18 protein-coding genes are annotated in these 19,244 nt (G+C 64.0%); 6 read left to right on the forward strand and 12 right to left on the reverse strand.

Annotation, left to right across the window (positions count from 1 at the left end; genetic code table 11):
* Positions 1–184: 184 nt before the first annotated feature.
* The 4 genes from RT582_RS14130 to RT582_RS14145 all read left to right on the forward strand — a co-directional run bounded on the left by RT582_RS14130 (position 185) and on the right by RT582_RS14145 (position 4,364).
* On the forward strand, positions 185–1,270 hold the full coding sequence (locus RT582_RS14130) for a polyamine ABC transporter substrate-binding protein (RefSeq protein ID WP_313478005.1): 1,086 nt from the start codon (positions 185–187) through the stop codon (positions 1,268–1,270).
* A 150-nt stretch (positions 1,271–1,420) separates the two neighbouring features.
* Positions 1,421–2,572 (forward strand): polyamine ABC transporter ATP-binding protein, encoded by a 1,152-nt coding sequence (gene potA / locus RT582_RS14135; protein WP_014822164.1) that lies wholly within the window; start codon positions 1,421–1,423, stop codon positions 2,570–2,572.
* A complete protein-coding gene (locus RT582_RS14140; protein ID WP_014822163.1) occupies positions 2,569–3,465 on the forward strand; it encodes an ABC transporter permease subunit in 897 nt (298 codons plus the stop codon). Before potA ends, RT582_RS14140 begins: the two co-directional genes overlap by 4 nt.
* Positions 3,462–4,364, forward strand: coding sequence for an ABC transporter permease subunit (locus RT582_RS14145; protein ID WP_014822162.1), 903 nt, complete (start codon positions 3,462–3,464; stop codon positions 4,362–4,364). Before RT582_RS14140 ends, RT582_RS14145 begins: the two co-directional genes overlap by 4 nt.
* 114 nt (positions 4,365–4,478) lie before the next feature.
* Here RT582_RS14145 and RT582_RS14150 read toward each other — a convergent pair whose 3' ends face one another.
* Positions 4,479–5,048 (reverse strand): DUF6436 domain-containing protein, encoded by a 570-nt coding sequence (locus RT582_RS14150; protein ID WP_041015499.1) that lies wholly within the window; start codon positions 5,046–5,048, stop codon positions 4,479–4,481.
* An 84-nt stretch (positions 5,049–5,132) separates the two neighbouring features.
* Between RT582_RS14150 and RT582_RS14155 the strand changes: the two genes are divergently transcribed.
* Positions 5,133–6,071, forward strand: a complete 939-nt coding sequence (locus tag RT582_RS14155) for an alpha/beta hydrolase (RefSeq protein WP_312723048.1) — start codon at positions 5,133–5,135, stop codon at positions 6,069–6,071.
* 5 nt (positions 6,072–6,076) lie between these two features.
* Here RT582_RS14155 and RT582_RS14160 read toward each other — a convergent pair whose 3' ends face one another.
* Complete coding sequence (locus RT582_RS14160; RefSeq protein ID WP_023445782.1) at positions 6,077–6,841, reverse strand: hypothetical protein; 765 nt, start codon at positions 6,839–6,841, stop codon at positions 6,077–6,079.
* Positions 6,842–6,995: 154 nt separating this feature from the next.
* Between RT582_RS14160 and RT582_RS14165 the strand changes: the two genes are divergently transcribed.
* Positions 6,996–7,604 (forward strand): 2OG-Fe(II) oxygenase, encoded by a 609-nt coding sequence (locus RT582_RS14165; protein WP_023445783.1) that lies wholly within the window; start codon positions 6,996–6,998, stop codon positions 7,602–7,604.
* A gap of 76 nt (positions 7,605–7,680) precedes the next feature.
* On the opposite strand, the gene dctM is transcribed toward RT582_RS14165, so the two are convergent.
* The 10 genes from dctM to RT582_RS14215 all read right to left on the reverse strand — a co-directional run bounded on the left by dctM (position 7,681) and on the right by RT582_RS14215 (position 19,243).
* Positions 7,681–8,961 (reverse strand): C4-dicarboxylate TRAP transporter large permease protein DctM, encoded by a 1,281-nt coding sequence (gene dctM / locus RT582_RS14170; protein WP_023445784.1) that lies wholly within the window; start codon positions 8,959–8,961, stop codon positions 7,681–7,683.
* Positions 8,961–9,587 carry a TRAP transporter small permease gene (locus RT582_RS14175; RefSeq protein WP_023445785.1) on the reverse strand — a complete coding sequence of 209 codons (627 nt, stop codon included), beginning with the start codon at positions 9,585–9,587 and terminating at the stop codon, positions 8,961–8,963. Before RT582_RS14175 ends, dctM begins: the two co-directional genes overlap by 1 nt.
* A 265-nt stretch (positions 9,588–9,852) precedes the next feature.
* Complete coding sequence (gene dctP, locus RT582_RS14180; RefSeq protein WP_228207838.1) at positions 9,853–10,848, reverse strand: C4-dicarboxylate TRAP substrate-binding protein DctP; 996 nt, start codon at positions 10,846–10,848, stop codon at positions 9,853–9,855.
* A 345-nt stretch (positions 10,849–11,193) separates the two neighbouring features.
* A complete protein-coding gene (locus RT582_RS14185; protein ID WP_313478010.1) occupies positions 11,194–12,588 on the reverse strand; it encodes a sigma-54-dependent transcriptional regulator in 1,395 nt (464 codons plus the stop codon).
* Positions 12,585–14,393: a sensor histidine kinase gene (locus tag RT582_RS14190; RefSeq protein ID WP_313478014.1), complete on the reverse strand. Its 1,809-nt coding sequence runs from the start codon at positions 14,391–14,393 to the stop codon at positions 12,585–12,587. The genes RT582_RS14185 and RT582_RS14190 overlap by 4 nt, the downstream gene beginning before the upstream one ends.
* A gap of 125 nt (positions 14,394–14,518) precedes the next feature.
* Complete coding sequence (gene rfbD / locus RT582_RS14195; protein WP_313478017.1) at positions 14,519–15,433, reverse strand: dTDP-4-dehydrorhamnose reductase; 915 nt, start codon at positions 15,431–15,433, stop codon at positions 14,519–14,521.
* Entirely contained in the window at positions 15,430–15,975 is a 546-nt protein-coding gene (gene rfbC / locus RT582_RS14200) for a dTDP-4-dehydrorhamnose 3,5-epimerase (protein WP_313478019.1), read from the reverse strand. The genes rfbD and rfbC overlap by 4 nt, the downstream gene beginning before the upstream one ends.
* Positions 15,972–16,844, reverse strand: a complete 873-nt coding sequence (rfbA, locus tag RT582_RS14205) for a glucose-1-phosphate thymidylyltransferase RfbA (RefSeq protein WP_003282440.1) — start codon at positions 16,842–16,844, stop codon at positions 15,972–15,974. The genes rfbC and rfbA overlap by 4 nt, the downstream gene beginning before the upstream one ends.
* Positions 16,841–17,911, reverse strand: a complete 1,071-nt coding sequence (gene rfbB, locus RT582_RS14210) for a dTDP-glucose 4,6-dehydratase (protein ID WP_313478026.1) — start codon at positions 17,909–17,911, stop codon at positions 16,841–16,843. Before rfbB ends, rfbA begins: the two co-directional genes overlap by 4 nt.
* Positions 17,912–18,115: 204 nt before the next feature.
* Positions 18,116–19,243, reverse strand: coding sequence for an ABC transporter permease (locus RT582_RS14215; protein WP_313478029.1), 1,128 nt, complete (start codon positions 19,241–19,243; stop codon positions 18,116–18,118).
* Position 19,244 lies beyond the last annotated feature (1 nt).

Genomic DNA, 19,244 nt, shown 5'->3' on the forward strand with positions numbered 1-19,244 from the left:
CGCATGGAGCATGCGTACCGGCACCGGAGCCCGGTTGAGCGCAGCTCGTCTCGTAGCCACGTTCCCTGTCTTTTGTGATGCACCGACATTTGCATCAAATCTGTTGATTTTCAGAGGTTTTTCCAATAAACAGCCCGCCTTTCCCGCCGGGATCACGCGCGGCCTGTAACAAGAGGACTCATCCATGCGCTCGACACTCAAGTCGTTGATCGTCGCCGCCGCCGTAGCCGGTGCGGCCACCGCCCAGGCCGCCTCCGTGCATATCTACAACTGGTCGGATTACATCGGCGAAACGACGCTGGAGGAGTTCGAGCAGGAGACTGGCATCAAGCCCGTCTACGATGTCTTCGATTCCAACGAAACCCTTGAAGGCAAGCTGCTGGCCGGCCGTAGCGGCTACGACGTGGTGGTGCCTTCCAACCATTTTCTCGGCAAGCAGATTCGCGCCGGTGCCTTCCAGCCGCTGGACAAGAGCAAGCTGCCGAACTGGGAAAACATCGATCCGGCACTGCTCAAGCAGCTGCAGAAGAACGATCCCGACAATGCCCATGCGGCGCCCTATCTGTGGGGCACCAACGGCATCGGCTACAACGTCGAGAAGGTCAAGGCCGCACTGGGCGTCGACACGATCGACTCGTGGGCGGTGATCTTCGAACCGGAGAACGCCGAGAAGCTGGCCAGTTGCGGCATCGCCTTCCTCGATTCGGCCGATGAGATGATCCCGGCCATGCTCAATTACCTGGGGCTCGACCCCAACAGCGAGAACGCGGCGGACTATCAGAAGGCCGAGGAGAAGCTCCTGGCCGTGCGGCCGCATGTACGTTATTTCCACTCGTCCAAGTACATTTCCGATCTGGCCAATGGCAATATCTGCGTCGCCGCCGGGTTCTCCGGTGATGTGTTCCAGGCCGCCGCCCGCGCCGAGGAAGCCGGCAAGGGTGTCGAGATCGCCTATGCCATTCCCAAGGAGGGCGCGAACCTCTGGTTCGACATGCTCGCCATCCCCGCGGATGCCAGCAATGTCGAAGAAGCCCATGCCTTCATCAACTACCTGCTGCGCCCCGAGGTGATTGCCGCGGTGAGCGACTACGTCGGTTACGCCAACCCCAATCTCAACGCGGGCGAGCTGATGGACCAGGAAGTGCGTGGCGATGCGTCGGTGTATCCGCCGCAGGAAGTGCTCGACCGGCTGTACGTCTCCGCTGAGCTACCGCCGAAGACTCAACGTCTTTCGACGCGCTCCTGGACCAAGGTGAAATCCGGCAAGTGAACTCCATGGCCTGTTCCCGTTTCGTCTGCGGCATTGCCGGGACGAATCGGAACCGGCCGATCGGGAGCATGTCAGGCGACGCGCTCTCTGCAACGACCATTAGATCCCCGGCCCAGGCCGGCCAACCTTTTTCATTTCGGGAGTTCGCGCATGGCCGTTGCCTCCAGCGCCTACAAGAAAGCCCTCAGTGGCGAAAGCAAGAACAAGCAGGTGCTGCTGAAGATCGACCGCGTCACCAAGAAGTTCGACGAAACGGTGGCGGTCGATGATGTCTCGCTGAGCATCCATCAGGGCGAAATCTTCGCCCTGCTCGGTGGCTCGGGTTCGGGCAAGTCGACCTTGCTGCGCATGCTCGCCGGCTTCGAGCGGCCCACCGAGGGGCGCATCTTCCTCGATGGCCAGGACATCACCGACATGCCGCCCTACGAGCGGCCGATCAACATGATGTTCCAGTCCTACGCGCTGTTTCCGCACATGACGGTGGAGCAGAACATCGCCTTCGGCCTGAAGCAGGATGGTCTGCCGAAACAGGAAGTCGAGGCGCGGGTGAAGGAGATGCTCGGCCTGGTGCAGATGACCCAGTACGCCAAGCGCAAGCCGCACCAGCTGTCGGGCGGGCAGCGCCAGCGCGTTGCCCTGGCGCGTTCGCTGGCCAAGCGGCCGAAGCTGCTGCTGCTCGATGAGCCCATGGGCGCGTTGGACAAGAAACTGCGCTCGCAGATGCAGCTCGAGTTGGTGCAGATCATCGAGCGCGTCGGCGTGACCTGCGTGATGGTGACCCACGACCAGGAAGAGGCGATGACCATGGCCGAACGCATCGCCATCATGCATCTGGGCTGGATCGCCCAGGTCGGCAGCCCGATGGACATCTACGAGACCCCGGCGAGCCGCCTGGTTTGCGAGTTCATCGGCAACGTCAACCTGTTCGACGGCGAGCTGATCGAGGACATGGGCGACCACGCAGTCATTGCCAGCGCAGGCCTTGAGAACCCGATCTACGTCGGCCACGGCATCAGTACCCGCGCTCAGGACAAACAGATCACCTACGCGATCCGCCCCGAAAAGCTGCTGATCGGCACCGAACTGCCGGAATTGGAGCGCCCCGGCTACAACTGGGCCAAAGGCGTCGTGCATGACATCGCCTATCTTGGCGGCCACTCGGTGTACTACATCAAGCTGCCGTCCGGCGGTGTGCTGCAGGCCTTCATGGCCAACGCCGAACGTCACGTGAAGCTGCCGACCTGGGAGGAAGAGGTGTACGTGTACTGGTGGGATGACAGCGGCGTGGTGTTGCAGGCATGAAGCGCTCGCCCCTGAACACCGGCCGCCGACTGGTCATCAGCGTGCCCTTCCTGTGGCTGATGCTGTTCTTCCTGCTGCCCTTTGCCATCGTGCTGAAGATCAGCTTTGCCGAAGCGGATGTGGCCATTCCGCCGTACACCGACATCTTCGCCTACGCCGACCAGCAGCTGCAGGTGCTGATCAACCTGGGCAACTACATCTTCCTCAGCGAAGACGAACTGTATCTGGCGGCCTATCTGGGCTCGCTGAAGATTGCCTTCTTCAGCACGCTGCTCTGCCTGTTGATCGGCTATCCGATGGCCTACGCCATTGCCCGTGCGCGCAAGGATCTGCAGACGGTTCTGCTGCTGCTGATCATGATGCCGACCTGGACCGCCATCCTGATTCGCGTCTACGCCTGGATGGGCATCCTCAGCAGCAACGGCATCCTCAACGGACTGTTGCAGGGCCTCGGCCTGATCGACGCGCCGTTGCAGATACTCAATACCGACGCTGCGGTATACATCGGCGTGGTCTACTCCTACCTGCCGTTCATGATCCTGCCGCTCTACGCCAACCTGGTGAAGCACGACCCGAGCCTGCTCGAGGCTGCGTCCGACCTCGGCGCGCGCAACCTCTCCAGCTTCTGGAAGATCACCGTGCCGCTGTCGAAGAACGGCATCATCGCCGGCTGCATGCTGGTGTTCATTCCGGTGGTCGGCGAGTTCGTCATCCCAGAGCTGCTCGGCGGTCCGGAGACGCTGATGATCGGCAAGGTGCTCTGGCAGGAATTCTTCAACAACCGTGACTGGCCGGTGGCCTCGGCGCTGGCGGTGGTGATGCTGGCGATCCTGCTGGTGCCGATCATCCTGTTCAACCGGAACCAGGCGAAAGAGCTGGAGGGCAAGCTATGAAACGCTGGAGCTTTTCCAACCTGATCCTGGTGCTCGGGCTGCTGTTCATCTACCTGCCGATGGTCATCCTGGTTATCTACTCGTTCAATGCCTCGCGGCTGGTGACGGTGTGGGGCGGCTGGTCGCTGAAGTGGTACGCCGGCCTGCTCGACAACTCCCAGTTGATGGGCGCGGTAATGCGCTCGCTGGAAGTCGCGGCCTATACCGCGATCGCCGCGGTGGCTCTGGGCACGATGGCGGCTTTCGTCCTCACCCGTATCCCGGTGTTCCGCGGCCGTACGCTGTTCGGTGGCCTGGTCACCGCGCCGCTGGTGATGCCGGAAGTGATCACCGGTCTGTCCCTGCTGCTGCTGTTCGTCGCCATGGCGCAACTGATCGGCTGGCCGGCGCAACGCGGGCTGGTGACCATCTGGATCGCCCACACCACGTTCTGCTCGGCCTACGTCGCGGTAGTGGTGATGGCGCGCCTGCGCGAGCTGGACCTGTCCATCGAGGAAGCGGCGATGGACCTCGGAGCGCGGCCGTGGAAGGTGTTCTTCCTGATCACCATGCCGATGATCGCGCCCTCGCTAGCGGCCGGCGGCATGCTTTCGTTCGCACTGTCACTGGACGATCTGGTACTGGCCAGCTTCGTCTCCGGGCCGGGTTCGACCACGCTGCCGATGGAGATCTTCTCCGCCGTGCGCCTGGGCGTGAAGCCGGAGATCAACGCGGTGGCGAGTCTGATCCTGCTCAGCGTGTCGCTGGCGACCTTTCTCGCCTGGTACCTCAGCCGCCGCGCCGAGAAGCGCCGTATTCGCGCGATGCAGCAGGCGATGGATGAAACCGCTGGCAATCCCACCTGGCGTCAGGTGATCGACAGCCGCAAGGTGCTGGTGCCGCCCTCGGCGCATACCTGATGATGGTTTGAGCAGCAAAACGAAAAGGGCGCATCGATGCGCCCTTTTCATTCCGTCCACCTGCGAACGGACGATTGATATCACCATCGCGCAGTGTGCGCGATGTCGAATTGCTCACTGCTGCCAGTCGCAGAAGCAGGCCACCGCCAGCGAATGGGTGGCGCGCACCTTGCGCCCGGCCAGCACGGCATCGAGGATAGGCTCGACGAAGCTGTTGTCCGAACTGCACACCGCACCCTCGCTGTAGGGGCCGATATAGACCAGCTCCCCGCTTTGATCCCAGATGCCTACAGCGGGGCTGGCCGGTAGTTGCTCGGAGCCGGGCGGGGCGCTCAGCGGTTTCAGCGCTGCCAGCGGCTGCGGCAAGCGGCCCTTGCTGCCCGGTTTGCGTACTTCGTAGAAGTCCACGGGTTGTCCGGCAAAGCGCTTGAGCAGTTCTTCCAGGTGCTGCTGATTGCCGACGTTGCACGGGCATCCCGGGTCCCAGAAATGCACGAAGCGCACTGGTCCCGGGCCCTGCAGCTCGGCCGGCAGGCGAAGGGCGTCGCCGGAGAACAGCTCGGCGCGCTCGCCGTCGAAGGTGCGCAGGTAGCGCGCCTCGAACCACCAGAACGCAGCCAGCATGGCGCCGCCCCAGAGCAGGGCGATCAGTGCGGCGATCAGGTATTTGCGACGAGCGCTCATGGCGGGCTCCGATGTGGGTGCGCAAGCTTGCCATGGGGCGGCGCAGAGCTGAATATCCTAGGTCAACGCAATCGAAGAATTTCCATGCCCTCGCGTATCGACCCCGAGCGCCTGCGTAACAGCCTGCCCGCCCTGTCCGAGGCGGGCGCCGCAAGCGCCGAAACCCTCCACTACCAGGCCTACTACGGGCTCGACCTGCCGCATCGCACGCAGGTCCAGCGCCGCCTGGGGCGCTTTCGCGTGCATGACTACGATGTTGTCGCTCAGGCCTGGTGGCCGGAGCAGCCCCACGCCAGCCTGCTGATCCTGCACGGCTACTACGACCACATGGGCCTGTATCGCCATGTGGTCGACTGGGGACTGGAGATGGGGTTCGCCGTGCTCGCCTGCGACCTGCCGGGCCATGGGCTGTCCAGCGGTCCCCGGGCGAGCATCAACGAGTTTGCCGAATACCAGGCGGTGCTGAGCGGTCTGTTCGAACAGGCACGCCAGCTCGATCTGCCGCGTCCCTGGCACCTACTTGGCCAGAGTACCGGCGGTGCCATCGCACTGGATCACCTGTTGCATCAGGTCGAAAACCCTGACCTGGGGCGCACCATCCTGCTGGCGCCGTTGGTTCGCCCGCGCGCCTGGCTGCGCTCGCGCATCAGCTACGAGTTGCTGCGGCGCTTCGTTCAGCAGATCCCACGAACGTTCAGCGAGAACTCCGGCGACCCGGCCTTCCTCGAATTCGTCCAGAGCCAGGACCCGCTGCAGCCGGACATCCTGCCCACGGCCTGGGTCGGCGCCCTGTCACGCTGGATTCCCCGTATCGAGGGTGCGGCTGACAGTAGGCACGCGCCGTTGATCATTCAGGGCGAGGCGGACATGACCGTGGATTGGCAGTACAACCTGCCGATTCTGCAGCGCAAGTTCCCAAGTGCTGAGGTGCTGCGACTGCCCGAGGCGCGCCACCATCTGGTGAACGAGCGCGAGGAATTGCGCCAGGCGTACTTCGACTTCCTGCGCGAACGCCTCAGATAGCGGGATCAGATGCCCTGCTGCGGCTCCAGCTCGGCGCCGCTCATGCCCACCGCCAGGCCGGCGCGTAGCGCCTGCAGCGCGGCTTGGTAATAGGCCTTGCCTTCGTCCGACTGGGCGAATGTCACATATTCCTCCAGTTCGGCATCGGACAGGTCGCGATAGACGTACAGCAGCGTGTTGTCGAGATCGGCCTCTATCTGCTCGATCATGCGTTGGCGCTGGCTGCTCAGCAGGCTCTGCGCCTGATTGCCACCGAGCAGGCCGGGAATCATCTGGCTGAGACTGTCGGCGGCGACGCCGGCCAGTGCCAGGCTGACTTCCGCGCCCGCTTCGCTGGCTGGCAGCGCCTGAGCCAGGTGGCGGATCAGCAGCTGTCGGTTGCTGCCGGCTTCCACCCTCGGCAGGCCGGCAGCGTGCTTGGCCAGCTGTTCGCGCCGTGCGGCGAGCACTTCGGCCGAGACGATCTTGCGTCCCAGGGTCGACTGAAAGAATTCCAGCGCCGGCTGCGGCTCGGCCAGGTTGCCGCGCAATGCCTGCTGCGCGCGCTGGTCGATGGCATGGGCGGCGAAGCGGCGGTTGCTGTTGGTCACCAGTGCCTGGAATACCGCCGGTGGCAGGGTGTCCTTGTAGCGTTGCTGGGCCGCGGTCAGGGCATCGCCGAAATTGGCGCGCTGTTCGGTCCAGCCGGCGGTTTCGTAGAGTTCCTGATAGGTGTCGGCGAAGCTGCTGAAGCTCAAGGTCAGCAGTACACAGGTCAAGAGGGCGCGCATGGAAGCTCCTGTCTGGCGGGCGGTTCATTTTCCGTGCGTCGACGCGTGCTTGTCGAGGCGCACGGTTACTGCTGCCATTTGGCGCAGCGACGCAGCTTGTAGCGGAGTCTCAACAGACCCTAGACTCCTGCGGTATCCCTTCGGAGTCACTTCCTTGCCGTTCTCTTCGATCATCGACGACCTGGCCGAGCGCGGCTGGTCGGTGCAGAGTTCTTTCCTTCCCAGTGATGTGACCCACAAGCTGGCCGACGAGTGCCGCAGGCGGGAAGCCGAGGGTGCGCTGGCACCGGCAGGGGTCGGCCGCGGCGAGGCGCAGGCGGTGCGCGAAGGCATTCGCAGCGACCATATTCAGTGGCTCGAACCGGGCCAGTCTGCAGTCTGCGACGACTACCTCGAACTCATGGACGGCTTGCGCCAGCAGCTTAACCGCGAGTTGTTCCTCGGGCTGGAAGAGTTCGAGTGCCATTTCGCCTTCTACCCGCCGGGCGCCTTCTATCAGACGCACCTGGACCGCTTTCGCGATGACGACAGCCGCTCGGTGACCGCCGTGCTCTATCTGAACCCGGACTGGCAGCCCGGGCATGCCGGCGAACTGCGCATGCACATGCCCGACGGCTCGCAACTGGACGTGCCGCCGCTGGCCGGCAATCTGGTGGTCTTTCTCTCCGGCGATTTCCCCCACGAAGTGCTGGTCACCCAGGCCGACCGTCTGTCGCTGACCGGCTGGTTCCGTCGGCGGCCGGCCGATGTGCTGGCGCTCTGACGAGCCCGCATCGACATTTGCGCAGACGAAAAAAAGCCCGGCACAGGCCGGGCTAAAGGGAAGTAAGTGTTTCGGGCTACATGCCCAGCATGTTCGGCAGCGCCAGGGAAATCGACGGCACGTAGGTGATGATCACCAGGAAGCTCAGCATCAGCGCCAGCCATGGCAGCACTGCGCGGATCACCTGGGTCACCGGCATGCCCGTCACCGCTGAGGCGACGAACAGGTTCAACCCCACCGGTGGCGTTATCAATCCGATCTCCATGTTCACCACCATGATGATGCCAAGGTGGATCGGGTCGATGCCCAGCTGGATGGCGATCGGGAACAGGATCGGCGCCAGGATCAGGATGATCGCCGACGGCTCCATGAAGGCGCCGGCCACCAGCAGCACGATGTTCACCACCAGCAGGAACATCCACGGCTGCAGACCTGCCTCGATGACCCAGGCAGTGATCGCCTGCGGAATCTGCTCGGTGGTCAGTACGTGGGCGAAGAGCATGGCGTTGGCGATGATGAACATCAGCATGATGCTCAGCTTGCCCGACTCCAGCAGTACCTTCGGGCATTCGCGCAGCTTGAGGTCCTTGTAGACGAAGATCGCGACGAAGGCCGAATACACCGCCGCGACCGCTGCCGCTTCGGTGGGCGTGAACATGCCCGAGTAGATGCCGCCGAGGATGATCACCATCAGCAGCAGGCCCCAGACCGCCTTGCGCGCGGCGGACAGCCACTCGCGGAAACTGGCGCGCGGCAGTGCCGGCAGGTTCTTCTTCACCGCGATGATGTAGATCGCCAGCATCAGCGCGCCGCCGAGCATGATGCCGGGGACGACACCGGCCATGAACAGCTTGCCCACCGAGGTCTCGGTAGCCGCGGCGTAGACCACCATGACCACCGACGGCGGGATCAGGATGCCCAGGGTACCAGCGTTACAGACGATGCCAGCGCCGAACGCCTGCGGATAACCGGAGCGCACCATGCCGGCGATGGCGATGGAACCCACCGCGGCCACGGTGGCTGGTGACGAGCCGGACAGCGCTGCGAAGAGCATGCACGCCAGCACCGCACCGATCGCCAGGCCGCCACGGATGTGGCCGACACAGGCGTTGGCGAAGTCGATCAGGCGACGCGCCACGCCGCCGGTGGTCATGAAGGCGCCGGCCAGGAGGAAGAACGGGATCGCCAGCAGGGTGTAGTGCTCGGAGGTCTCGAACAGCTTGATCGCCAGCGAGCGCACCGAGTCCTGGCTGAAGATCATGATGGTCAGCGAACCGGCCAGGCCGAGGGATACGGCCACCGGCACGCCGATGAACATCAGCACGAAGAGGGCGACGAACAGGAACAGGATGGTCATTACTTGGGCTCCTCTTCGCCGTGCTTGAGCGCATCGGCCGCTTCATCGGCGAGGCCGAGGCCGGTCTGCTCGTTGCGCAGGATACGCACGAAGATTTCGGCGAAACGGATGAACACCATGGCGAAGCCGAACGGCACGATCATGCCGATGTGCCACTGCTTGACGCCGACATGGCCCAGGTCTTCCGCGCCGATGTTGGCAACGAACAGCGCCTGGATCCACTCGAAGCTGGCCACGGTCAGCAGACCGGCGTAACCCAGGCAGAGCAGGCAGGCGATAATGCCGATGACGCGCTGGATGTGTCGCGGCGCCAGCTTCACCAGTGCATCGACACCGATGTGGCCGGCGGTGCGCACGCCATAGGCGAGGCCGGAGAAGATCAGCCAGGCGAACAGCGCCTTGGTCAGCGCGGTGCTCCAGGTCATGGACTGGGCCAGGCCGATGATGAAGTCACCGATGGCGAACCAGAAGTCGGCGCTTCCCTCGAACCGGTCGCCCAGGTCGTAGAAAAGTGTGTAGAGGTTGTTGAGGATCACGTAGACGAAGGTCACCAGTGTCATGGCGGCCAACAGAAAGGCGATGAAACCTTCCTCGAAGTGGTCCCAGACGCGCCAGAGGGCGTTCATGGATGACATCTCCCGATGGACTGCTTGTTGTATCGAAGGCAGCACGGAGGTGCGCCGTGAACCAGCCGGGGCAGGCTGGGAGACAGAGCAATGAAAAACTCTTGTTGTCGCCATCGAAGCGGCGCGGCCCGGGATCGCCTTGGCCTGACCTATCTGCCCTTGGTGCGGGCTTCGTCTTCGCTAGCTGCTTTGTTTTTTCACTGGGCTGTCGGGTATCACTGGGTGGTGCAGCAAAGGGGCGGGGTGTCCGCCCCCCGGCAAAGGCTTATTTAGCCTGGTTGGCAGCTTCGGCGGCCTTGATCAGGTCTGCACCGATTTCGCCTTCGAACTTCTTCCACACCGGCTTCATGGCTTCGCGCCACTTGGCACGCTCTTCCGGGGTCAGCACCAGAATTTCGGTGGTGCCGGCGGCAAGAATGTCAGCCTTGGCCTTCTGGTTCAGGGCGTCGGCTTGCTTGTTCACTTCAACAGTGACTTCTTCCACGATCTTTTGCAGCTCGCCACGTACATCGGCAGGCAGGCCGTCCCAGAACTTGGTGTTGGTGATCAGCATGTAGTCCAGCAGGCCATGGTCGGACTCGGTGATGTGCTTCTGCACTTCGTGCATCTTCTGCGAGTAGATGTTCGAGTAGGGGTTCTCGGCACCGTTGACCACGCCGGTCTGCAGGCCCTGGTAAACCTCGGCGAAGCTCATCTTGCGCGGGTTGGCACGCAGCGCCTTGAACTGCTCGTCCAGCACTGCAGAAGCCTGTACGCGGAACTTCAGGCCGCGCGCGTCCTTCGGCTCACGCAGTTCCTTGTTCGCCGACAGCTGCTTCATGCCGTTGTGCCAGTAGCCCAGGCCGGTGATGTTCTTGTCTTCCATGGAACGCAGCAGGCCCTGGCCAGCCTCGCTCTTCTGGAAGCGGTCGACTGCCGCGATGTCGTCGAACAGGAATGGCAGGTCATAGACCTGAACGCCCTTGGAGTAGTGTTCGAACTTGGCCAGCGACGGAGCGATCAGCTGAACGTCACCCAGCAGCAGGGCTTCCATTTCCTTGCCATCACCGAACAGCGAGGAGTTCGGGTAAACCTGTACCTCGACCTTGCCGGCCAGACGCTCTTCCACCAGTTTCTTGAACATCAGGGCGCCCTGGCCTTTCGGCGTGTTTTCGGCGACCACGTGAGAGAACTTGATGGTGATCGGGTCAGCCGCATGGGCCAGACCGGCGATGCTCAGCGACAGGGCGCATGCCAGCGCCTTGGCAGTCAGTTTGAACATTGATGTTTCCTCTTGTTGTGGATGGGAGGCCACACGGCATCCCGGCAGTAACCAGCTGGACAAGTCTAGGCGTTGAAGCCCGGGTGCGATGCTCTATCGCGACTCGTTCCGTCCGGTTCATTGAGTTTCAGGAGCAATGCCTGTGCCAAGAGCTAGCAGAGCCGCCTGAGGGCAGCGAGTTTACCCAGCAATAGATGAAGGTTTGAATGGCCAATTGCCAACAAGCGCGTCTAGGTCGCACCTTTGCGCGGGACCGCCGGTGCTGGCGAGGGCCACGCACCTGCCGTGGTCTGTGCCGGCGAGTTCGACCCCTGGTCAGCATCGAAGATGGCGGGTTTCCGCCATCTAGTCGTTTTCATCGGGCGAGCTTCCGCCAGCATCGGTAAAACTCAGCCCGTGCTTGCGCAGCTTGTCGTGCAGCGTCTTGCGCGGCAGGCCCAGCGCTTCGGCGACGCTGCGCAGCGAGCCATGCGGGCGATTCAGCTCGTCGGCGATCAGTGCGCGCTCGAAGGCCTCGACCTGCTCGCTCAGATTGCCACCTCCGGCTATCCCGGCAGCCGGTTCGCCGGCCGACTGGTCGAGCCCCAGGCCAAGGCCCAGGGCGAAGCGCTCGGCGGTGTTTTGCAGCTCGCGCACGTTGCCCGGCCAGGCGTGACGTAGCAGTGCAGCGCGTTGTTCCGGCTGCAGCTCCCGGATCGGCAGGCCGTGGCGCTGGGCGGCGGCTTCGGCGAAATGCTGGAACAACAGCAGGATGTCCTCGTTGCGCTCGCGCAGCGACGGAATTCGCAGCGGCGCGACGTTGAGCCGGTAATACAGGTCGGCACGGAACCGGCCCTGATCCGCGGCCACCCGCAGGTCCTCCTTGGTCGCGGCGATGACCCGGATATCCAGGGCGATCGACTGGTTGCCGCCGAGCCGTTCGACCACCCGCTCCTGCAGCAGGCGCAGCAGCTTGACCTGCACATCCAGGCTCATGCTCTCGATCTCGTCGAGGAACAGCGTGCCGCCGTTGGCGAATTCGAACTTGCCGATGCGCCGCTTCTGCGCGCCGGTGAAGGCGCCCGGCTCGTGGCCGAACAGTTCGCTTTCCACCACCGATTCAGCGAGCGCCCCGGCGTTGATCGCGACGAAGGGGCCGTTGCGCCGGCTGGACAGGTCGTGCAGCGCCCGGGCAACCACCTCCTTGCCAGCGCCCGTTTCGCCGAGAATCAGTACATCGGCCTGGGTCCCGGCCAGCGCGCCGATCTGTTCGCGCAGACGCAGCATCGCCTGGGATTGTCCGAGCAGGCGCGCCGACAGCTGCTGCCGGTCGGCCAGGGCCAGGCGCAGGGAGCGGTTGTCCAGTACCAGTTGGCGTAGCGCCAGGGCACGGCGCACGCTGTCCAGCAGCGCTTCGCTGGGGAAGGGTTTTTCCAGGAAATCGTAAGCGCCGGCGCGCATCGCCTGCACCGCCAGCTGAATATCACCGTGCCCGGTGATGAGGATCACCGGCATCTCGCTGTCGCGCGTGCGCAGCTGTTGCAGCAGCTCCAGCCCATCGATGCCGGGCATGCGAATGTCGCTGACCACCACGCCTGGCCAGTCCGCTGGCAGCCGCGCGGCCAGGTCGCGGGCATCGCCCAGGCTGACGACCTTGAGACCGGCCAGGTCGAGGGTCTGGCTCAATGCCTGACGCAGGTGCGGATCGTCGTCGATCAGCAGCACCTGCGCCTGGGCGCTGATCGGCTGGTTACTGCTCATTGAAAATGGTCCTCGGTGGGGAAGGCGACGCCGGGCTCGGCGCAACGCAGAAACAGGCCGAGCTGCGCACCACCCTCGGGATGGTTGCTCATGCGCAGCTCGCCGCCCAGGGCGCGGGTGAGGGTATCGCAGATCGCCAGGCCGAGGCCCAGCCCCTGCGCGCTGGTCTTGGTGGTGAAGAACGGCTCGCGGGCGCGCTGCAGCGCTTCCTCGCTGAAGCCGGGGCCGTTGTCGCGCAGGCTGAGCAACACGCCGCCACCCTGCTGTTCGGCGCGCAGCCAGATGCGTCGCGGCTGCGGCCGCTCGGCCAGCGCATCGAGGGCGTTGGCCAGCAGGTTGGCGAGGATCTGCCGCAGCCGCGTCTCGCCGGCCTGCACCCACAGGGTGGCCTCCGGCAGGTCGCGGATCAGCTCCACGCCCATGGCCTGGCGGCGCTTGGCGAGCAGGGCCAGGGCGTCGTCCAGCGCCGGCTGCAGCGCGACCCGCTCCGGCGCGTGCTGGTCGCGACGGGCGAAGGCGCGCAGGTGGGCGATGATCGACGCCATGCGCGCGGTCAGTTCACTGATCAGCCGCAGATTGTCGCGGGCTTCGGCGTTGCGCTGCTGGTCGAGCAGCACTCCGGCGTTGTCGGCGTAGCTGCGGATCGCCGCCAGCGGCTGGTTGAGTTCGTGGCTGATGCTCGCCGACATGGTGCCCAGCGCCGACAGCTTGCCGGCCTGCAGCAGTTCGTCCTGGGCGCGCACCAGTTCCTGCTGGGCCTGCTCGCGCTCCAGTACCTCGACCTTGAGCCGGCTGTTCAGCGCTTCCAGATCACGGGTGCGTTCCAACACGCGCTGTTCCAACTGCTGGCGCGCCTGGGTATCGAGGGCGAGCCGCTCAAGGAAATGGCGGCGGCGCTGCATCAGCAGGCCGATCCAGAGCAGCAGGGCGAGCAGTGTGGCGGCGCCGATGGCGACCACGGTGCGCACCGGTCGCTCGATCAGGTTGATCGGCGCGAGGATGCGCACCGTCCAGCCGGTCTCCTTGAGCTCACGGCTCTGGATCAGCCAGGCATCGATGTCCAGCGTCAGGTCCTGCGGATAGAGGGTTGGATAGGGCTGATCGAAGGCGATCTGTTCGCGCTCGTCGACACCCAGCCCGCGGGTCGCGCGGAAACGCCATTCCGGGCGCGAGGTGAGAATCACCACGCCGAAGTTGTCGGTCACCAGCAGCTGCTCCGGGGTATTGCCCCAGAGCGTCTCGGTATGGTCGAGGTCGACCTTGACCACCAGCACGCCGAGGATGCCGCGCTCGTCGCGCACGGCGGCGCCGAAGTAGTAACCGCGCTTGCCGGAGGTGGTGCCAAGGCCGAAGAAACGCCCCAGGCGACCTTCCATGGCCTGGCGGAAATAGGGGCGGAAGGCGAAGTTGCGGTCGACGAAGCTGTCTTCCTCGTCCCAGTTGGAGGCCGCCAGGGTATTGCCGTCCGTGTTCATCAGATAGATCACGTCGGCCCCGGTCTGGTTGCGCAGGCGTTTGAGCAGGCGATTGGCATTGTCCCGCACGGCCGGCGCTTCTGCCTGCTGCAGGACGGCGCGCAACGCCGGCAGGTCGCCGAGGATGCGCGGCAGCACCTCGTAGCGGTTCAGCGTGCCGAGCAGGTTGGCGACGTAGAGGTCGAGGGTCTGGCGATTCTGCTCGGTCAGCTCGTTGCGGTAGTAGCGCTCGGCGAGCTGCTGCAGCGGCCAGAGCAGAGGCGCAAGCAGCAAGGCCAGCAGGGCGAGGTTGCGCCAGCGAGGGCGGCGGGATGGATGCAGTGCAGTCATGCGTGGGCGCCTGGATGTCGGGCGCATTATGCACGCAGAGCGTGCCGGCGTTCAGCGTCACTTATCGAGCTGGCCGGATCGGAGCAGAGTGGCAGAGGCAGCCGTGAGGCTTAGCCGCTGTTGCCTCAGCGACCGGCTGCAGCGGTCTGGGGCGCGTTCGCCGCATCGAAGTGCCGGGATTGGGCAATACATTCGTGCAGCGCGGTTTCCCAGTCCGGCAGGCGGATGCCCCAGTCCTGTTGCAGGCGTGCGCAGTTCAGGCGGGAATTGAGCGGACGCTGGGCAGCGGTCGGGTAGTCCTTGGACAGGATCGGCGTGATCTCGGCGCGCAGACGACCCTGCTGGCGAAGCTGTTCGGCAATGCTGCAGGCGAAGCCGTACCAGGAGGTCTCGCCGCTGGCGGTGAGGTGATACAGACCGCTGGGGCCCGCTTCGCCCGCACTTCGCTTGCGTACCATTTCTGCCGTGGTGTGGGCGATGGTCGCCGCCCAGGTCGGCGCGCCGATCTCGTCGCTGACCACCGACAGCGCATCGCGCTCCTGCAGCAGGCGCTGCATGGTCAGCAGGAAGTTCTTGCCGTGCTGCGAATAGACCCAACTGGTACGCAGAATCAGGTATTCGCCGCCGACCGCCTGAATCGCTTGTTCGCCGGCCAGCTTGCTCGCGCCGTAGACGCTAAGCGGTTGCGGTACGTCCGCTTCGCAGTAGGGTTCGGTCTTGTGACCGTCGAACACATAGTCGGTGGAGTAGTGGATCAGCGGCACGCCAAGACGTGCAGCCTCTTCGGCGAGCACCTGTGGCCCGCGTGCGTTGACCGCGAAGGCCAGTTCACGGTGGCTTTCCGCCGGATCGACGGCGGTGTAGGCCGCCGCATTGATGATCAGATCCGGCCGCAACAGGCGTACCTGTTCGCGAACCTGATCCGAGTCGGACAGGTCCAGTGCGTTGTGCCCAAGCGCCAGCAGCTTGCCGGCGCCTGCCAGCTCCAACTGCAGCTCACGGGCGAGTTGCCCCTTGCTGCCGGTGATCAGGATTTTCATGGAAACAGCTCCGCATCGCTGAGGCGCTTGCCAGCCTGGTCCTTCGCGGACAGTTGTGGTGCTTCGTCGAACGGCCATTCGATGCCGAGCTCCGGATCGTTCCACAACAGGCTGCGCTCGTGCTCTGGCGCGTAGTAGTCGGTGGTCTTGTAGAGGAACTCGGCGCTTTCGCTGAGTACCACGAAACCATGCGCGAAGCCCTCTGGGATCCACAGCTGACGCTGGTTCTGCGCGCTCAGGTGAGTCCCGACCCAACGGCCGAAGCTCGGCGAGCTCTTGCGCAGATCGACGGCGACGTCGAAGACTTCGCCGGCCACCACGCGCACCAGTTTCCCCTGCGGTTGCTGAATCTGGTAATGCAGCCCGCGCAGCACGCCGCGCTGGGACTTGGAGTGGTTGTCCTGGACGAACTGCCGCTGGAGCCCCGTGGCCGCCTCGAAGGCGGCCGCATTGAAGCTCTCGTAGAAGAAACCGCGTTCGTCGCCGAAGACCTTGGGCTCGATGATCAGTACGTCGGGAATGCTGGTTTCGATGATTTTCATGCGTCTTCACCCGCCAATTTGAACAGGTACTGGCCGTAGCCGGTCTTGCCCAGGGCGTCGGCGCGGCGCAGCAGCTGCTCGCGGTCGATCCACTTGTTCTGGTAGGCGATTTCTTCCAGGCAGGCGACCTTCAGACCCTGGCGATGCTCGATGGTCTGCACGTACTGCGAGGCTTCCAGCAGGCTGTCGTGGGTACCGGTATCGAGCCAGGCGAAGCCGCGGCCGAAGCGCTCGACATTGAGGTCGCCGCGCTCGAGGTAGGCCATGTTGACGTCGGTGATCTCCAGCTCGCCGCGTGGCGAAGGCTTGATCGACTTGGCGATCTCGATTACGTCGTTGTCGTAGAAATACAGGCCGGTCACCGCATAGCTGGACTTGGGCTTCTTCGGCTTCTCTTCGATGGACAGGGCTTTACCAGTCTCGTCGAAGTCGATCACGCCGAAACGCTCCGGGTCCTTGACCCAGTAGCCGAATACGGTGGCGCCGGTCGGCTGGGCCGCGGCACGTTGCAACTTCTCGGTGAAGTGCTGGCCGTGGAAGATGTTGTCGCCGAGGATCAGGCAAACCGAGTCATCACCGATGAACTCTTCGCCAATCAGGAACGCCTGCGCCAGGCCGTCCGGTGAAGGCTGCTCGGCATAGGTGAAATTGACGCCGAACTGGCTGCCGTCGCCCAGCAGGTTCTTGTACTGAGGCAGGTCCTGCGGGGTGGAAATCAGCAGGATGTCGCGGATGCCAGCGAGCATCAGCACCGAAATCGGGTAATAGGCCATCGGCTTGTCGTAGATCGGCAGCAGCTGCTTTGATACGCCAAGGGTAATGGGGTGCAGACGTGTGCCGGAGCCTCCGGCGAGGATGATTCCTTTCATGCGTTCTCCAGTGCGCCAAGGCGCTCGCGTTGATAGCTACCGTCCTGAACGCGACGGCACCATTCGAGGTTGTTCAGATACCACTGCACGGTCTTGCGCAGGCCGGTCTGGAAGGTTTCCTGCGGCACCCAGCCGAGCTCGCGCTCGATCTTGCTGGCATCGATCGCATAGCGCAGGTCGTGGCCAGGACGATCCTTGACGAAGGTGATCAGGTCTTCATAGCGCGCAAGCCCGGCAGGCTTGCTCGGCGCCAGTTCTTCCAGCAGTGCGCAGATGCCGCGCACCACCTCGATGTTCTTCTGCTCGTTGTGGCCGCCGATGTTGTAGGTCTCACCGACCTTGCCTTCGCTGACCACCTTGAACAGAGCGCGGGCGTGGTCCTCGACGAATAGCCAGTCGCGAATCTGCGAGCCATCGCCGTAAACAGGCAGCGGCTTGCCGTCCAGGGCATTGAGGATGACCAGCGGGATCAGCTTCTCGGGGAAGTGATACGGGCCATAGTTGTTCGAGCAGTTGGTGATCAGCACCGGCAACCCATAAGTACGCTGCCAGGCGCGAACCAGGTGATCCGATGAGGCCTTGCTGGCCGAGTAGGGCGAGCTGGGCGCGTAGGGCGTGGTTTCGGTGAACAGATCGTCGACACCGTGCAGATCGCCATACACCTCGTCGGTGGAAATATGGTGGAAGCGGAAGGCCTCGCGCCGCTCGACCGGCAGGCTCTGCCAGTAGGCGCGGGTGGCCTCGAGCAATTGATAGGTGCCGACGATGTTGGTCTGGATGAATTCGGCCGGGCCGTCGATGGAGCGATCGACGTGGGACTCGGCGGCCAGATGCATGATGGCGTCCGGCTGAAATTCCAGCAGCGCCTCGCTGACCCGCTCACGATCGGCGATGTCGGCCTGAAGGAACTGATAGCGTGGGTTGTCTTCCACAGTTGCCAGCGACTCCAAGTTGCCGGCATAGGTCAGTTTGTCCAGGTTGAGCACACTGTGCTCGGTATCGAGAATGAGATGGCGGATCAGTGCGGAGCCGATGAATCCGGCTCCGCCAGTAACGAGAATGCGCATAGTGATGGGGCTTCCTTGGCGCGCTGTCGAGCGTCAGGCTCTTAGCATGTCGGCACGATAGACCGGCCACTGATACAAAAATTCCCGAGCGCTTCGGGGCGTTGGGTAACCGTGTGGTTTCGGGCGCAAGTATAGGCTAGTGGCCTTTTGCTGGTCAGCCAGCGTGAATCGCGCAAGCCCCTGATAGAGGTTGAGATTTCGCCGCTAGCGCAACGACACCCGTAGTCGCGATAGCGCGCCAAGAAAGAACACCGTGCCGATCACGCCCAGCGCGAGCAGCTGTGGCCAGACGATGGACGGGCCGGCGCTGCGGAAAAGGATCGCCTGCGCTAGTTCGACGAAATGCGTTGTCGGCGCCACCAGCATGATGTTCTGCACCAGCTCGGGCATGCTCTCGCGCGGCGTCACCCCGCCGGAGAGGATCTGCAGCGGGATCAGCGTGAGGATCACCAGCAGGCCCAGCTGCGGCATGGAGCGCGCCACCGTGCCGAAGAAGATGCCCATGGAGGTGGCGGCGAACAGGTGCAGCGCCGCGCCGCCGGCGAACAGCCAAAGCGAGCCCTGGATCGGGATGTCCAGCCAGCCCTCGACGACGAAGCGCAGGGCGAACGCGGCGGCGGTCAGCACCACGAGGCCCATGGCCCAGACCTTGCCGACCATGATCTCGAACGGCGTTACCGGCATCACCAGCAGGTGCTCGATGGTGCCGTGTTCGCGTTCGCGGATCAGCGCCGCGCCGGTGAGGATGATCGCCAGCATGGTGATCTGGTTGATCACCTCGTTCACCGCGCCGAACCAGGCGCGGCTGAGGTTGGGGTTGAACGCGGTGCGCACCACCGCTTCGACCGGCAGTGCGTCGCTGCTGCGGTAGCGACGGACGAACTCGGCGGTCTCGCTGGCGATGATCTGCTGGATATGCCCGGCGCCGGTGAACGCCTGGCTGACCTGGGTGGCATCGACGTTGAGCTGGATGCTCGGCTGGCGGCCGGCGAGCAGGTCCTGCTGGAAGCGCGGCGGAATGTTCAGGGTGAAGGTGTAGAGGCCATCGTCCATGCCGCTGTCCATTTCCTGCAGGCTGATCGCTTTCGGCTCGATGAAATAGGGCAGTTGAAAGGCGTTGATGATGCGCAGCGAGGCTTGCGAGCGATCCTCGTCGACCACCGCGATGCTCGCCCGGTGCGGTGCCTCAGGCACAGCGGTGGCACCTTCGTAGATGGCCAGGGTGAACGAATAGATGATCAGCACCAGCATCGCCGGGTCGCGGTAGAGGCTGCGCAGCTCCTTGAGGCCGAGCTGGAAGATGTTGCCGAGTTTGCGTCGCAGGCCGCCCATG

This window comes from Stutzerimonas kunmingensis (genome assembly GCF_032106285.1).
In the GTDB taxonomy this organism is placed as follows: Bacteria; Pseudomonadota; Gammaproteobacteria; order Pseudomonadales; family Pseudomonadaceae; genus Stutzerimonas; species Stutzerimonas kunmingensis_B.

Excerpts from the sequence above, each read along its gene's own strand:
- rfbC (WP_313478019.1), bottom strand. The coding sequence starts at position 15,975 with ATGAAAATCATCGAAACCAGCATTCCCGACGTACTGATCATCGAGCCC.
- rfbB (WP_313478026.1), bottom strand. The coding sequence starts at position 17,911 with ATGCGCATTCTCGTTACTGGCGGAGCCGGATTCATCGGCTCCGCACTG.
- RT582_RS14130 (WP_313478005.1), top strand. The coding sequence starts at position 185 with ATGCGCTCGACACTCAAGTCGTTGATCGTCGCCGCCGCCGTAGCCGGT.
- dctP (WP_228207838.1), bottom strand. The coding sequence starts at position 10,848 with ATGTTCAAACTGACTGCCAAGGCGCTGGCATGCGCCCTGTCGCTGAGC.
- dctM (WP_023445784.1), bottom strand. The coding sequence starts at position 8,961 with ATGACCATCCTGTTCCTGTTCGTCGCCCTCTTCGTGCTGATGTTCATC.
- RT582_RS14160 (WP_023445782.1), bottom strand. The coding sequence starts at position 6,841 with ATGCGCGCCCTCTTGACCTGTGTACTGCTGACCTTGAGCTTCAGCAGC.
- RT582_RS14175 (WP_023445785.1), bottom strand. The coding sequence starts at position 9,587 with ATGAACGCCCTCTGGCGCGTCTGGGACCACTTCGAGGAAGGTTTCATC.
- RT582_RS14145 (WP_014822162.1), top strand. The coding sequence starts at position 3,462 with ATGAAACGCTGGAGCTTTTCCAACCTGATCCTGGTGCTCGGGCTGCTG.
- rfbD (WP_313478017.1), bottom strand. The coding sequence starts at position 15,433 with ATGAAAATCCTGATCACCGGCAGCAAGGGGCAACTCGCCCGTGAGCTG.
- RT582_RS14140 (WP_014822163.1), top strand. The coding sequence starts at position 2,569 with ATGAAGCGCTCGCCCCTGAACACCGGCCGCCGACTGGTCATCAGCGTG.
- RT582_RS14155 (WP_312723048.1), top strand. The coding sequence starts at position 5,133 with ATGCCCTCGCGTATCGACCCCGAGCGCCTGCGTAACAGCCTGCCCGCC.
- RT582_RS14185 (WP_313478010.1), bottom strand. The coding sequence starts at position 12,588 with ATGAGCAGTAACCAGCCGATCAGCGCCCAGGCGCAGGTGCTGCTGATC.
- RT582_RS14215 (WP_313478029.1), bottom strand. The coding sequence starts at position 19,243 with ATGGGCGGCCTGCGACGCAAACTCGGCAACATCTTCCAGCTCGGCCTC.
- RT582_RS14150 (WP_041015499.1), bottom strand. The coding sequence starts at position 5,048 with ATGAGCGCTCGTCGCAAATACCTGATCGCCGCACTGATCGCCCTGCTC.
- potA (WP_014822164.1), top strand. The coding sequence starts at position 1,421 with ATGGCCGTTGCCTCCAGCGCCTACAAGAAAGCCCTCAGTGGCGAAAGC.
- rfbA (WP_003282440.1), bottom strand. The coding sequence starts at position 16,844 with ATGAAAGGAATCATCCTCGCCGGAGGCTCCGGCACACGTCTGCACCCC.
- RT582_RS14190 (WP_313478014.1), bottom strand. The coding sequence starts at position 14,393 with ATGACTGCACTGCATCCATCCCGCCGCCCTCGCTGGCGCAACCTCGCC.